At 72.2% G+C, this 13,652-nt stretch carries 15 protein-coding genes; 2 read left to right on the top strand and 13 right to left on the bottom strand.

Annotated elements, in window-relative coordinates; all coding sequences use genetic code 11:
• A partial coding sequence (locus QM572_RS04855; protein WP_415090616.1) for an A/G-specific adenine glycosylase occupies positions 1 to 666 on the top strand: 666 nt, incomplete at its 5' end.
• A gap of 98 nt (positions 667 to 764) precedes the next feature.
• Here the strand turns inward: QM572_RS04855 and QM572_RS04850 are convergent.
• Together QM572_RS04850 and QM572_RS04845 are read right to left on the bottom strand one after the other, a co-directional pair.
• Positions 765 to 3,332 carry an ATP-dependent Clp protease ATP-binding subunit gene (locus QM572_RS04850; protein WP_415090614.1) on the bottom strand — a complete coding sequence of 856 codons (2,568 nt, stop codon included), beginning with the start codon at positions 3,330 to 3,332 and terminating at the stop codon, positions 765 to 767.
• A gap of 112 nt (positions 3,333 to 3,444) precedes the next feature.
• Positions 3,445 to 4,329 carry an SDR family oxidoreductase gene (locus tag QM572_RS04845; protein ID WP_415090612.1) on the bottom strand — a complete coding sequence of 295 codons (885 nt, stop codon included), beginning with the start codon at positions 4,327 to 4,329 and terminating at the stop codon, positions 3,445 to 3,447.
• 109 nt (positions 4,330 to 4,438) lie between these two features.
• On the opposite strand from QM572_RS04845, the gene QM572_RS04840 reads away from it, so the two are divergent.
• Positions 4,439 to 4,813: a winged helix-turn-helix transcriptional regulator gene (locus QM572_RS04840; protein WP_415090610.1), complete on the top strand. Its 375-nt coding sequence runs from the start codon at positions 4,439 to 4,441 to the stop codon at positions 4,811 to 4,813.
• A gap of 4 nt (positions 4,814 to 4,817) precedes the next feature.
• Here QM572_RS04840 and QM572_RS04835 read toward each other — a convergent pair whose 3' ends face one another.
• The 11 genes from QM572_RS04835 to folP form a co-directional block, all read right to left on the bottom strand.
• Positions 4,818 to 5,138 (bottom strand): histone-like nucleoid-structuring protein Lsr2, encoded by a 321-nt coding sequence (locus QM572_RS04835; RefSeq protein WP_415090608.1) that lies wholly within the window; start codon positions 5,136 to 5,138, stop codon positions 4,818 to 4,820.
• A 45-nt stretch (positions 5,139 to 5,183) separates the two neighbouring features.
• Complete coding sequence (locus tag QM572_RS04830; RefSeq protein WP_415090606.1) at positions 5,184 to 5,963, bottom strand: type III pantothenate kinase; 780 nt, start codon at positions 5,961 to 5,963, stop codon at positions 5,184 to 5,186.
• Positions 5,964 to 5,965: 2 nt separating this feature from the next.
• Positions 5,966 to 6,871, bottom strand: a complete 906-nt coding sequence (gene nadC, locus QM572_RS04825) for a carboxylating nicotinate-nucleotide diphosphorylase (protein ID WP_415090604.1) — start codon at positions 6,869 to 6,871, stop codon at positions 5,966 to 5,968.
• Positions 6,868 to 8,511: an L-aspartate oxidase gene (locus QM572_RS04820; RefSeq protein ID WP_415090602.1), complete on the bottom strand. Its 1,644-nt coding sequence runs from the start codon at positions 8,509 to 8,511 to the stop codon at positions 6,868 to 6,870. Before QM572_RS04820 ends, nadC begins: the two co-directional genes overlap by 4 nt.
• A gap of 25 nt (positions 8,512 to 8,536) precedes the next feature.
• Positions 8,537 to 9,412, bottom strand: a complete 876-nt coding sequence (gene panC, locus QM572_RS04815; RefSeq protein WP_415090600.1) for a pantoate--beta-alanine ligase — start codon at positions 9,410 to 9,412, stop codon at positions 8,537 to 8,539.
• On the bottom strand, positions 9,409 to 10,365 hold the full coding sequence (locus QM572_RS04810) for a Rossmann-like and DUF2520 domain-containing protein (RefSeq protein WP_415090598.1): 957 nt from the start codon (positions 10,363 to 10,365) through the stop codon (positions 9,409 to 9,411). Before QM572_RS04810 ends, panC begins: the two co-directional genes overlap by 4 nt.
• A gap of 280 nt (positions 10,366 to 10,645) precedes the next feature.
• Positions 10,646 to 11,212 (bottom strand): hypothetical protein, encoded by a 567-nt coding sequence (locus tag QM572_RS04805; protein ID WP_415090596.1) that lies wholly within the window; start codon positions 11,210 to 11,212, stop codon positions 10,646 to 10,648.
• A gap of 75 nt (positions 11,213 to 11,287) precedes the next feature.
• Complete coding sequence (locus QM572_RS04800) at positions 11,288 to 11,749, bottom strand: DUF3180 domain-containing protein (protein WP_415090594.1); 462 nt, start codon at positions 11,747 to 11,749, stop codon at positions 11,288 to 11,290.
• A gap of 11 nt (positions 11,750 to 11,760) precedes the next feature.
• Positions 11,761 to 12,330 carry a 2-amino-4-hydroxy-6-hydroxymethyldihydropteridine diphosphokinase gene (folK, locus tag QM572_RS04795; protein ID WP_415090592.1) on the bottom strand — a complete coding sequence of 190 codons (570 nt, stop codon included), beginning with the start codon at positions 12,328 to 12,330 and terminating at the stop codon, positions 11,761 to 11,763.
• The gene (gene folB, locus QM572_RS04790) at positions 12,323 to 12,706 is read right to left on the bottom strand and encodes a dihydroneopterin aldolase (protein WP_415090590.1); all 384 of its coding nucleotides are present in this window, start codon (positions 12,704 to 12,706) and stop codon (positions 12,323 to 12,325) included. Before folB ends, folK begins: the two co-directional genes overlap by 8 nt.
• Positions 12,703 to 13,527 carry a dihydropteroate synthase gene (gene folP, locus QM572_RS04785; protein WP_415090588.1) on the bottom strand — a complete coding sequence of 275 codons (825 nt, stop codon included), beginning with the start codon at positions 13,525 to 13,527 and terminating at the stop codon, positions 12,703 to 12,705. Before folP ends, folB begins: the two co-directional genes overlap by 4 nt.
• Positions 13,528 to 13,652: the final 125 nt, after the last annotated feature.

The raw sequence follows: 13,652 nt of genomic DNA, 5'->3' as shown, positions 1-13,652 counted from the left end.
GAGCCGGCCGGCGAGGCGGTCCGAGCCTGGGGGCGGCTGGGCTACCCGCGACGGGCACAGCGGCTGCACGCGGCGGCCACCGCCATCGTGGCCGAGTACGACGGCGAGGTGCCCTCCACCTACGACGAGCTCCTGGCTTTGCCCGGCGTCGGCGACTACACGGCGAGTGCGATCGCCTCCTTCGCCCATCGAGGACGTCACGTGGTGCTGGACACCAACGTGCGGCGGGTCTTCGCACGCGTGGCGAGCGGCGTGGAGTTCCCGCCGACGTCGGTGACGCGCGCCGAGCGCGACCTGGCCGCGGACCTGCTGCCCGACGACGACCGGGCGCCGGCGTGGGGCGTCGCCGTCATGGAGCTGGGCGCCCTCGTCTGCACAGCGGCCAGCCCGCGGTGTGCCGACTGCCCGGTCGCGGAGCAGTGCGCCTGGCGGCTGGCCGGCAAGCCGGCGTACGCGGGGCCGGCGAGGAAGGCGCAGACCTGGGCCGGGACGGACCGTCAGTGCCGCGGCCGCATCCTGGCCGTCCTGCGCGACGCCGACGGCCCCGTCCACCGCAGCAGCATCGAGACGGTCTGGGACAAGGTCGACCAGCGCGAGCGGGCGCTTGCCGGCCTCCTCGCCGACGGCCTGATCCGCCAGGTCGGCCCCGACACCTTCGCCCTCTGACCCCCCGCTCGGACGGGCAAGAACCCCACCGAGGTGGGGTTCTTGCCGTTTGCTGAGGCTGCCGAGACCGCCATTTCCCCACCAGGGTGGGGTTGTGGTCACTCCTCGGTCGGCGGGGCCTCGTCGAGTGGGTCGGTCAGCGGGTCGTTGAGACCGGCCGTCTCGAGCGGCGGGGCGTCCGGCACGGGCGTGTGCTTCTGGCCGGTGAAGCTGAACTCGGCCGTCGGGCCCTCGCCGGAGACGTCGACCAGGACGATCTCGCCCGGACCCACCTCGCCGAAGAGCATCTTCTCCGACAGCGGGTCCTCGATCTCGCGCTGGATCGTGCGGCGCAGCGGCCGAGCGCCCAGGTCGGGGTCGAAGCCACGCTCCGCGAGCAGGTCACGGGCCGCCTGCGTGAGCTCGATGCCCATGTCGCGGTCCTTGAGACGCTTGTCGATCGCGCCGACGAAGTTGTCGACCATGGCCAGGATCTGCTTCTTGACCAGCTTCGGGAAGACGATGACCTCGTCGACACGGTTGAGGAACTCGGGACGGAAGTGCTTCTTGAGCTCCTCGGTCACCTTGGACTTCATCCGGTCGTAGGAGCCCGCCTCGTCGACGTTGCCGAAGCCGAGGGACACCGACTTGTTGATCTCGTGCGCGCCGAGGTTGGTGGTCATGATGATCACGGTGTTCTTGAAGTCGACCACGCGGCCCTGCGAGTCGGTCAGGCGACCCTCCTCGAGGATCTGCAGCAGCGAGTTGAAGATGTCGGGGTGGGCCTTCTCGACCTCGTCGAAGAGGACGACGGAGAACGGCTTGCGGCGCACCTTCTCGGTGAGCTGGCCGCCCTCCTCGTAGCCGACGTAGCCCGGAGGCGAGCCGAAGAGCCGCGACGCGGTGTGCTTCTCGCCGAACTCGCTCATGTCGAGCGAGATCAGCGAGTCGTCGGAGCCGAACAGGAACTCCGCGAGCGCCTTGGAGAGCTCGGTCTTGCCCACGCCGGAGGGGCCGGCGAAGATGAACGACCCACCGGGGCGCTTGGGGTCCTTGAGCCCCGCACGCGTACGCCGGATGGCCCGTGCGACGGCCTTGACCGCCTCGTCCTGGCCGATGACGCGCTTGTGCAGCTCGTCCTCCATCGTGAGCAGCCGCTGCGACTCCTCCGCGGAGAAGTTGCCCAGCGGGATGCCGGTCGCGACGGCGAGCACCTCGGCGATGAGCGCCTCGTCGACCTCGGCCACGGAGTCCATGTCGCCGGAGCGCCACGACTTCTCCCGCTCGCCCTTGGCGAGGATGAGCTGCTTCTCCTCGTCGCGCAGCCGCGCGGCGGCCTCGAAGTCCTGGCCGTCGATGGCGGACTCCTTGCGGACCCGGACCTCGCCGATCTTGTCGTCGAACTCGCGCAGGTCGGCCGGCGCCGTCATCCGGCGGATGCGCAGCCGCGAGCCGGCCTCGTCGATGAGGTCGATCGCCTTGTCGGGCAGGAACCGGTCGCTGATGTAGCGGTCGGCGAGCGTCGCCGCCGAGACCAGCGCCTCGTCGGTGATGGTGACGCGGTGGTGCGCCTCGTAGCGGTCGCGGACGCCCTTGAGCATCTCGACGGTCTCGGCGATGGACGGCTCGGGCACCTGGATCGGCTGGAAGCGGCGCTCGAGCGCTGCGTCCTTCTCGAGGTACTTGCGGTATTCGTCGAGCGTCGTCGCGCCGATGGTCTGGAGCTCGCCGCGGGCCAGCATCGGCTTGAGGATGCTCGCCGCGTCGATGGCGCCCTCGGCCGCACCGGCGCCCACCAGCGTGTGGATCTCGTCGATGAAGAGGACGATGTCGCCGCGGGTGCGGATCTCCTTGAGCACCTTCTTCAGGCGCTCCTCGAAGTCACCGCGGTAGCGGCTGCCGGCCACCAGGGCGCCCAGATCGAGGGTGTAGATCTGCTTGTCCTTGAGCGTCTCGGGGACGTTGCCCTTGACGATGTCCTGAGCCAGGCCCTCGACGATCGACGTCTTGCCGACGCCGGGCTCGCCGATGAGGACGGGGTTGTTCTTCGTACGCCGGGAGAGCACCTGCATGACGCGCTCGATCTGCGGCTCGCGGCCGATGATCGGGTCGAGCTTGCCCTCGCGCGCGTCCTGGGTGAGGTTGCGGCCGAACTGGTCGAGGACCAGCGACGACGACGGCGCCTCGGAGCCGCCGACCCCGGCCGGCTGGGCGCCGGAGGCTCCCTGGCCGCCCTGGCCCTCCTTGCCCTGGAAGCCGGAGAGGAGCTGGATGACCTGCTGGCGGACCCGGTTGAGGTCGGCGCCGAGCTTCTGCAGCACCTGGGCGGCGACGCCCTCGCCCTCGCGGATCAGGCCGAGCAGGATGTGCTCGGTGCCGATGTAGGAGTGGCCGAGCTGCAGCGCCTCGCGCAGCGAGAGCTCGAGGACCTTCTTGGCGCGCGGCGTGAAGGGGATGTGGCCGCTGGGCGCCTGCTGCCCCTGGCCGATGATCTCCTCGACCTGGGCGCGGACGGCCTCCAGCGAGATGTCGAGGGACTCCAGCGCCTTGGCGGCGACACCCTCGCCCTCGTGGATGAGACCGAGCAGGATGTGCTCGGTGCCGATGTAGTTGTGGGAGAGCATGCGGGCCTCTTCCTGGGCCAGCACGACCACCCGACGGGCTCGGTCGGTGAATCTCTCGAACATTCGCTCTCCTCCTTCACACCGGCCACCGCGGACGCCAACACGATGGCGAAAGGCCGGCTACGGGGGTTCTAACCCCGCAGCCAGCCTACGCGTTCCGGGTTACCGGCAAATGTCATCCGCTCACAGCGAACACGGCGCCGCGCACGGCGTCGGCCAGCGGCGTGGTCGGCCGACCGATGAGCCGGCCGAGATCGCCGGTCGTGACCTCGAGCTCACCCCGGCCCACGCCGGCGCTGGAGTCGGCGAGCACGGCCGCGAACGGAGCCGGTACGCCGGCACCGGCCAGCACCGCGGCGTACTCCTCCTCGGGGAGGTCGCGATAGGCGATCGGCTTGCCCGCCGCCTCGCCGAGCAGCCGGGCGAACTCGGCGAGGGTGAAGGCCTCGTCGCCGCCGAGCTCGTAGACCTTGCCCGCCTGGTCGTCCTCGGCGAGCAGGACCGCGGCGGCGGCCTCGGCGTAGTCGCGGCGCGCGGCGGCACTGACCCGGCCGTCGCCGGCGCTGCCCAGGACGACACCGTGCTCCAGCGCGGGGGCGGCGTTCTCCGTGTAGTTCTCGTGGTACCAGCCGTTGCGGAGGAGCACCGTGGGCACGCCGCTGGCGGCGAGGACCCGCTCGGTGGCGAGGTGGTCCTGGGCGAGGATCATCGTGGTGGTGTCGGCGAACGGGATGCTGGTGTAGCCGAGCAGGCCGACGCCGGCCGCCTTCGCCGCCTCGATCACGGCGGTGTGCTGGCCGACGCGGTCGCCGCCGACGGCGTTGGAGGAGACGAGCAGCGCCTTGTCGACGCCCTCGAAGGCCGCGGCGAGAGAGGCGGGATCGGCGTAGTCGGCGCGGCGGACGGTGACGCCGCGGTCGGCGAGGCCCTTGATCGCGTCGACGTCACGCGCGGTCGCGACGATGTGCTCGGGTGCGGCGCCACGGTCCAGCAGCGCCTCCACGACGAGGCGGCCGAGGTGGCCCGAGGCTCCGGTGACGAGGATGGTCGGAGTGGTCATGGGGAGTTCCTTTCATCGGCGCCGGCATCGGCGCGGTCACCCACCCCAACGAGCCTCCCGACACGATGCTTCCCAAAAGTTAGTACCCACTTTGAGGTAAGGTACCTCCATGACGGTAAGCACACCGGTCAGCGCCGTGTTCCCCGACCAGGCGTTCACCGCCGGCTGTCCGACGCGGGAGGTCCTCGACCACGTGATGAGCCGGTGGGCGCCGCTCGTCCTCGCGTCCCTCGCCGACGCCGAGCCACTGCGCTGGACCGAGCTGCGCCGCCGCGCCGACGGGATCAGCGAGAAGATGCTGGCCCAGACGCTCAAGCGGCTCGAGCGCGACGGGCTCGTCCGGCGCGACGCCAAGCCCGTCGTGCCGCCGCACGTGGAGTACTCACTGACCTCGACCGGCCGTGAGCTGACCGATCACCTGGTCCCGCTGCTCTCGTGGATCGCCCACAACGCCGAGACGATCCTCGCCGGTCCTCCGGCCTGACCGATCAGTTGGCGGCGTCGAAGGCCTCCTTGACGGACGCCGGGATGCGACCCCGCTCGGGGACGTCGTAGCCGTTGGACTTCGCCCAGGCGCGGATCTCCGCGGCCGCCGTGCCACCGGCGGTGGCCTTCTTGGCGGCCTTGCCCGCGCGGCCCACCTTGCGGGCGTGGCCGACGAAGGGCGCGAGCGCGTCGCGCAGCTTCGCGGCATTGTCGGAGGTGAGGTCGATCTCGTACGACGTGCCGTCGAGCGAGAACGTCACCGTCTCGTCCGCCGCGCCACCGTCGATGTCGTCCTCGAGAATGATCTGAACTTTCTGAGCCATATCCCCAGCGTGACATAAAGCCACCGGATATCAAAGTCCGGATAGTCATGAATTGCGGAGATAGACCAATTCGAGACCGAGCAGCGTGAGCCAGGGAGCGTGCTCGGTGAAAACCGCGGAATCCACCATCACATCGAGGACCAGCGGAGCGAGATATCCAGTCGCGATCACGTCGACGTCCGCGGGATCGGCGCCCAGCTCGGCGATCATCCGCGACACCAAGCCCTGCACCTGCGCCGCGGCGCCGAAGAGGATCCCGGACTGCAGCGCCTCCGCGGTGTTCCGGGCGATGACGGTCCGCGGACGGCTCAGCTCGACGGCACGGAGCTGGGCGTTGCGCCGGCCGAGCCCGGCGAGGGCCAATTCGATGCCCGGAGCGATCGCGCCGCCGACGTACGCGCCCTTTCCGTCGACGACGTCGAAGGTCGTCGCGGTGCCACCGAAATCGACCACGATGCACGGCCCACCGTAGATCTGGGCCGCGGCGAGGGCATTGCAGATCCGATCCGATCCCACCTCACGCGGATTGTCGGTCTGGACGGGGAGCCCGGTGCGCACGCCCGGTCCGACAATCACGGCGACGAGCCCGGAGAAATGCCGGTCGAGCATTTCCCGCCATTCCATGAGGACGGCCGGAACCGTCGAGCACACGGCGAATCCGGTGACCTCGTCCAGGCGCGGGCCGAGCAGGCCGCGGAGCACGACCGCCCAGTCGTCGCTGGTGCGGCGCTCGTCGGTGGCGACCCGCCAGTGCGCGGCCACGTCGCCGTCGCGCAACAGCCCGAGCTGGGTGTGCGCGTTGCCGACGTCGACCGCGAGCAGCACGGCTACAGATCCTCGAGGTCGAAGCCGATGTCGAAGACGACCACCGAGTGGGTGAGGGCGCCGACGGAGATGTAGTCGACGCCGGTGAGCGCCACCTCCCGCGCCCGCTCCAGGGTGAGACCGCCGGAGGCCTCGAGCACCGCTCGGCCATCCGTCAGCTCGACGGCCTCGGTCATCTCGGCCGTCGACATGTTGTCGAGCATGATCCGCTCGCAGCCGACCTCGAGCAGGGCGCGCAGCTCGTCGAGGGTCGTCACCTCGATCTCGATGGGCAGACCCGGATGGGCGTCGCGCACCGCGAGGTACGCCGGCACGACGCCGCCGGCCGCGATGACGTGGTTGTCCTTGACCAGCGCCATGTCGACCAGCGAGAAGCGGTGGTTGACCCCGCCGGCGACGCGCACGGCGTACTTCTGGAGGCTCCGGAAGCCGGGCAGCGTCTTGCGGGTGTCGAGGACCCGCGCGCGGGTGCCCTCGAGGGCGTCGACCCAGCGCGCGGTGGCCGTGGAGACGCCGGAGAGATGGCAGGCGAAGTTGAGCGCGGTCCGCTCGGCGGTGAGGAGACCGCGGGTGGGTCCCTCCACCACCATCACCACGTCGCCGGGGGCGACACGGGTGCCGTCGGGGACGCGGCCGGTGACGACCACGTCGTCGCCGACGACGATCCGGAAGACCAGCTCGGCCACGGCCAGGCCGGAGACGACGCCCTCGTGCCGGACCGCGAAGTCGCCGCGCGCCCGCGCGTCGGGGGCGATGGTGGCCTCCGAGGTGACGTCGACCGAGTCGTCCTCGGGCAGATCCTCCTGGAGCGCCCTGAGGATGTGGTCGACCAGCGGCTCGTAGTCGAGGCCGAAGGCCTCGATCTCCTCGCGCAGGGACGACGGCACCGCGCCGGGATGGAACCTCATCGCGGATCCGTCGGCGTCGCCGAGGAGAACGTGACGGCCACTCCGCCGACGCCGAGCACCGCGTCGAAGTGGCCGGACCATCGGGCATCGTTCCTCTCGGGGAAGTCCTCGCGCCAGTGCGAGCCGCGGGTCTCCTCGCGGCCGGCGGCGGCCTCGGTGAGCAGACGCGAGACGGTGAGGAGGTTGGTGTTCTCCCAGGCCGTCGCGTCGACGTCGGTGGCATCGGTCGGGATGGCGTCCAGCGAGGCGGCCGCCTCGGCGAGCCCGGTGGCGCCGCGGAGCACCCCGACCTTGCCCGTCATCGTCTCCTGCATCGTCCGGCGTACGTCGTCGGCCGCAAGCCCCACGGGACGCCGGTCCTCCGCGGGCTGGGACCACGCGCGGAGCTCGCCGGGGAGCACCTCGGCGATCCGGCGGCTGAAGACGAGCCCCTCGAGCAGGCTGTTGGAGGCCAGCCGGTTGGCGCCGTGGACGCCCGAGCAGGCGACCTCGCCGGTCGCGTAGAGACCCGGGAGGGTCGAGCGGCCCCAGAGGTCGGTGGCGACGCCGCCGGACGCGTAGTGGCAGGCCGGCGCGACGGGGATGAGGTCGACGAGCGGGTCGACGCCGTGGGACCGGCAGGAGGCGAGGATGTTGGGGAATCGCTTCTCCCACTCGGCCTGGCCGAGGTGGCGGGCGTCGAGCCACATGTTGGGATGCCCGGTCTCGAGCATGCGCGCCATGATCGCCTTCGCGACGATGTCGCGGGGCGCGAGGTCGGCGAGCTCGTGGACCCCCTGCATGAAGCGGGCACCCTCCCAGTCGACGAGGAACGCGCCCTCGCCGCGCACGGCCTCGCTGATCAGGGGCTGCTGGCCGCGGGAGTCCGGGCCGAGGTACATGACGGTGGGGTGGAACTGCACGAACTCGAGGTCGCGCAGCCGTGCGCCGGCCCGGAACGCGACCGCCATCCCGTCGGCGGTCGACACGGCCGGGTTGGTGGTCTGCGAGAAGACCTGTCCGAGCCCTCCCGACGCGAGGATGACGGCACGGGTCAGCACCAGCCCGACGCCGTCGTCGTCGCCCTCGCCGACCACGTGGAGGGTGAGGCCCGCGACGCCGCCCTCGGCGTCGGGGACGAGGTCGACGACCATCGCGTGCTCGAAGACGTGGATCTCGGGCGCCTGCTCGACCGCCTCGATGAGCGCGCGCTGGATCTCGGCGCCGGTGGCGTCGCCGTTGGCGTGGGCGATGCGGTGGCGGTGGTGGCCGCCCTCCATGCCGAGCGAGAGGGTGCCGTCGTCCTCCTTGTCGAAGTTCGCGCCCCAGCTGATCAGCTCCTCGACGGCCTCCTTGCCCTCGCCGACGAGCACGCGGACGGCCTCGAGGTCGCACGCGCCCGCCCCGGCGACGAGCGTGTCCACCTCGTGCTGGTCGGGAGTGTCGCCCTCGCCCAGCGCCGCGGCGATGCCGCCCTGCGCCCAGTTGGTGGACCCGGCCGCGAGCACGTCCTTGGTGACGACGGCGATCGTGTCGACCTGGTCGCGCAGCCGGAGCGCGGCGGTCAGGCCGGCGATGCCGCTGCCGACGATGACGACGTCGGCTCGTGCGGTCCAGCCAGGCACCGGCGCCCTGAGCCTGCCGGGGAGATCGATCGACATGCCTGAAACCTACTCAGTGGCCGCGTCAGAAGTGGAGCGGCAGGTTGTCGATGAGCCGCGTGGTCCCCACCTTGGCCGCGACGAGGATGCGGCCCTCGGTGCCGGGAGCGGGGTCGGCCGGCAGCTCGGAGAGGTCGGCCGCCCGCAGAGCGAGGTAGTCGAGCTCGACGCCGTCGGCGCTCTCGAGGATCTCCAGCGCCGCGTGGCGCGCCGGCTCCACGCCGTACGACGTCCGCGACTGCGCCGCCCACAGCGCCCTGCTGAGCGCGAGGGCGGTGTCGTGCTCGGCGGGGCTGAGGTAGCGGTTGCGGCTGGACAGCGCGAGGCCGTCGGGCTCGCGGACGGTCTCGGCGCCGACGACGTCGATGCCCAGGCAGAGGTCGGCGGCCATCCGGGTGATGAGGGCGAGCTGCTGGTAGTCCTTCTGGCCGAAGACGGCGACGTCGGGACGGACCAGGCCGAAGAGCTTCGCGACGACGGTGAGCACGCCGCGGAAGTGACCGGGCCGCGAGGCGCCGTCGAGGATGTCAGCGAGCCCGCCCGGCACGACGGTGGTCATCGCCGCGGTGGCCTCGGCGTCGAGGCCGCCCGGATAGACCTCCTCGACGCTCGGTGCGAAGGCCACGTCGACGCCGTTCGCGTCGCAGACGGCGAGGTCGGCGTCGAGGGTGCGGGGATAGCGGTCGAGATCCTCGCTCGGGCCGAACTGGAGGGGGTTGACGAAGATGCTGGCCACGACCCGCCCGTCGGCTCCCACGCGCTCGCGGGCCAGCCGCATCAGGCTGGCGTGGCCCTCGTGCAGCGCGCCCATCGTCGGGACCAGGGCGACCGCCCGGCCGCTCGCGCGCGCGTCCGCCAGGTGCTCGGCCAGCTCCGCGCGGGTCGGGGCCAGCCGGGTCACAGGTCGGCAGACTCGGCGGTGCCGTCGATGCCGGACTCGAAGAGGAGTGGCAGGCCGAACTCGGCGGCGTCGAGGAGCTGGCCGATCTTGAACGCCCGGATCGGCAGCAGGCGGCCGTCGGAGACGACGCGGCTGAGGGTGGCGCGCGCCAGGGCGAGGTAGGAGGGCAGCGTCTGGGGCGCGTTGGCGCGGATGTCCTCGAGGTGGGCGGCGACCGTGCCGGCGTCGCCCCGGACGATCGGTCCGGTGAGAGCGGCGTCGCCCGACGCCAGGGCGTTGTCGAGGGCCGCGGTGAGGAGCGGGCGGAGGGTGCCCGCGGGGTCGTCGGCGCCGGCGGCGGCGAGGATCTCCATCGCCTCGGTGACCAGGGTGGTCAGGTGGTTGGCTCCGTGGGCGAGACCCGCGTGGTAGAGCGTGCGCATCTCCTCGGGGACCCACATCGGCCTGCCGCCGAGGTCGCGCACGAGCGCCTCGGCCACGTCGTGGTCGGCCGGAGCGGCGGTGAGGCCGAAGACGCAGCCGGCGAGGCGGTCGAGGTCGACCTCGGTGCCGGTGAAGGTCATGGCGGGGTGGAGGGCGATGACGTGGGCGCCGAGGTCGCGGGCCGGGGCGAGGATGGCCAGGCCGTGGCGGCCGGAGGTGTGCACGACGTACTGGCCCTCGCGGAGGGCGCCGGACGCGGCGAGCTGGGTGACGACGTTGCCGAGCATGTCGTCGGGGACGGTGAGGAGCACGATGTCGGCGGCGCGGGCGACGGCGGTCGGCTTGGCGATCCGCACGCCCGGCAGGAGCGCGGCGATGCGGCTGCGGGAGGCGTCGGACTCGCCGGCAGCGGCGGCGACGGGATGCCCGGCGCGGCGGAGCGCGGCGGCGAGGACGCCTCCGACGCGGCCGGCGCCGATGACGCCCACGGAGAGGGGCGCGCCTGTGCTCGCCTGGTGAATCTGGGTCATGAGCCCGTCTCAACCTTTCGTTCCAACCCCGCCGCCCACTCCTCGCGGAGCCGGTAAGGGTGCCGGACGTCGTGTCGTTTCCAACGGGAGACGGTACGCCTCGGTTACAGACAGGTGAACAGGCCGACAGTGTGACCCGTGCCACACGTGCCTCGGCACGTGACCGGTCGCGGAGGCGCGTGACGCGCGCGGCTCCCGGGCACGGGCACGAAGGCGGCCTGGAGAGCGAAGCGGCCGTCGAGTGCCCGCAACGCAGGAGACGCGCCGTCAGGTGCCTCCGCTACGCGGACTGGATGCCCCAGCGGTCGAGGGCGGACTCGGCGGTGTGGAGCTCGGCGCGGACCGCGTCCAGCTCCAGCTCCAGCTCGTGCACGCGCAGGATCGCCTCGGCGGCGCGCGACTCGGCGTCCTCGAGCCGCTGCTCGGCCTCGGCGAGCCAGGTGTCGGCGTCGCGCGTGGCCTCGGCGCGCTGCTTCATCGCGTCGGCCGCGCGCTGGTGGGCCGCGGTGAGCGCGCCCTCGAGGTCGGCGACGGTCTGCTGGTGCTCGGCGACCTGGGACGCGAGCCTGGCCTCCAGGCGGCTCTCGAGCCGCTCGATCTGCGCGTGGTGCTCGGCGATCCGGGCGTCGGTGATGACGAGGTAGCCCTGCGCCTGCGCGGCGCGGTCCTGGGCGGCCGCGACGCGGGTGTCGAGCATCTCGAGGTGGACGATGCGGGTGGCGACGGCACCGAGGAGTACGGCGGCGCCGGCTGCGACGGCCACCGCGAGGTGGACGCCGCTCAGCACCGCGCCGGCGACGGCCAGCGCGGCGAGCACGATCAGGCCCACGGCCGCGGTGACGCGCACGTTGCGCTCACGACGGCGTGTTACACGAGTGACTCGCGTGGCCTCTGTGGCTGTTGGGGAAGACATGCATCGAGGCTACGACTCGTCGTCGTCGGGGCGGACGCGACACGCCCGCTCGAGCAGGAGCGCCGCGCCGGTGATCAGGCCGCCCGAGACACCGGCGAGCAGCGACCTGACCAGTCGCTGGTGGGCCAGCTCGGCGTCGACGCCGAGCCAGCTGACGGCGTACCCGAGATAGAGGCCGGCGGCGAGGGCGCCGACGACGGCGCACGCACGGGCCAGGACCAGCCGGTTGACGGCGCGGTGCGGCTCTAGGCGGACGCGGTGCACGTGCACGGTGCGCCACGTCGACCAGGCCACGCCGCCGAGGAGCAGCGCCATCACGAGCAGGAGCAGCGGCTGCCCCCAGGTGACGACCGGCGCGTGGTCGAGCCACGCGTCGGCGAGCCGGTGCGACACCCAGCCGGCGATCAGGCCGGCGACCAGACAGCCGGTCAGCACGCGCGCCGAGGTGGGCCTCAGCTCGGGCTGCGACATCCGCGCCGAGGTCAGTCGTCGGCGAGGGTGATGTCGGTGAGGGTGAGGCCCTCCTCGCCCACCTTGGCGAGGAGCTCGGCGACCGAGCCCACGCCGGGGATCTCGCCGTCGGGCTCGACGTCGTGCCACGGCTTGAGCACGAACGCGCGCTCCGCGGCACGCGGGTGCGGCAGGCGGAGCTCGGGAGCGTCGCTGGTCTTGTCGCCGACGATGATGAGGTCGACGTCGATCGTCCGCGGCTCGTTGACCACGCCCGGGGTCCGCTGACGGTCGAAGGCCTCCTCGATCGCCAGCGCCCGCTCCAGCAGCACGGTGGCCGGGAGGGTCGTGTCGACCAGGACGACGGCGTTGAGGTAGTCGCCGGAGCCCTCGGGCGACTCGACCGGCACGGTCTCGTAGACCGGCGAGACGCCGGTGATCCAGATGTCGGGGGTGTCGGCGAGCTGCGCGACGGCGCCCTGGAGATTCCCCTCGCGGTCACCGAGGTTCGAGCCCAGCGAGAGCACGGCGCGGCGGATCGGCTTCATGTCACCGGTCAGGGTGTCGGTGTCGATCGCATAGGGGTTCGGCGACTCAGTCACGGTCACGGCCTCCATTGGCTCGGGTGATGGTCAGGGCGACGTCGCGGAACGTCGCTTCGATCGGGGCGTCGGGCTTGTGGACCGTGACCCGGACCCATTGAACACGGTTCTCCAAGAGGACGACATCCGCGATCCGCTGGGCAAGGGTCTCGATCAGGTCGACCGGATCACGCTCCACGGCGGCCTTCACGTCCGCCACGAGGGTCCCGTAGTGCACGGTCTGGTGCAAGTCGTCCGTCGCGGCCGCCGCCGAGGTGTCGAGGCCGAGAACCAGGTCGATGACGAACGTCTGCCCCTCGCGGCGCTCGAACTCGAACACCCCGTGGTAGCCGAAGCACTCGATCCCGTGGACGGCGAGCTCGTCGATGGTGGTCACCGCTCCATCCTCCCCACCGCGAGTACGGCGTCGCGCGCCGCCCCGACGTCGTGGACCCGCAGCGCCCAGATCGGCGGGCTCGTCCGCGCCGCGAGCACGGCCACGAGGGCGGTGTGGGCCGACTCCCGCTCGCCGACCGGGCGCGGGGTGCCGTCCGGCGCGGCGAGGAGCGCACCGAGAAAGCCCTTGCGGCTCGCGCCGACCAGCACGGGGAGCCCGAGCGAGCCGATCCGGTCCAGGCCGCGCAGCAGCTCCCAGTTCTGCTCGGCGGTCTTGGAGAACCCCAGGCCCGGGTCGACGATCAGCCGGTCGTCGTCGAGGCCCGCGGCGCGGGCGGCGTCGAGCCGGGCGCCGAGCTCCTCGAGGACGCCGGCGACCACGCCGCCGGCGTACTCGAGGTGGGGGGCGGCCTGCATCTCGGTCGCGTGCGCGCGCCAGTGCATGCAGACGTAGCGCGCCTCGGAGTCGGCGGTGACGGCGAGGATGCGCGGGTCCGCGAGCCCGCCGGAGACGTCGTTCACGATGGCCGCGCCCGCTGCGACGGCCGCGGCCGCCACCTCGGCGCGCATGGTGTCGACGGAGACCGTGACGCCGTCGCCGGCGAGGGCCTCGATCACGGGGATCACCCGGGCGAGCTCCTCGGCCACGACAGGCCGGGTCGCCCCGGGACGGGTCGACTCGCCGCCGATGTCGAGGAGGTCCGCGCCCTGCGCGACGAGCGCTCGCCCGTGCGCGATCGCCGCGTCGGTCGCGAGGAACCGACCGCCGTCGCTGAACGAGTCCGGCGTGACGTTGACGACCCCCATGAGGAGCGGAGACATGGAGCCAAACCTAGTGGGACCGGCTCGGCCCGGGCTAAGTTCTCGCTGTGCCCTGCCGATGGAGCGGCTGACCTCCTCGAGCCGACCCCACGGCGGCGCGACCCGCAGATCCCCCAGCCCCGGAG

Origin of the sequence: Nocardioides sp. (assembly GCF_047607365.1) — a bacterium.
Classification (GTDB): Bacteria; Actinomycetota; Actinomycetes; order Propionibacteriales; family Nocardioidaceae; genus Nocardioides.
Note: the sequence above shows the minus strand (reverse complement) of the source record. Positions and strands in the feature narration are given on the sequence as shown.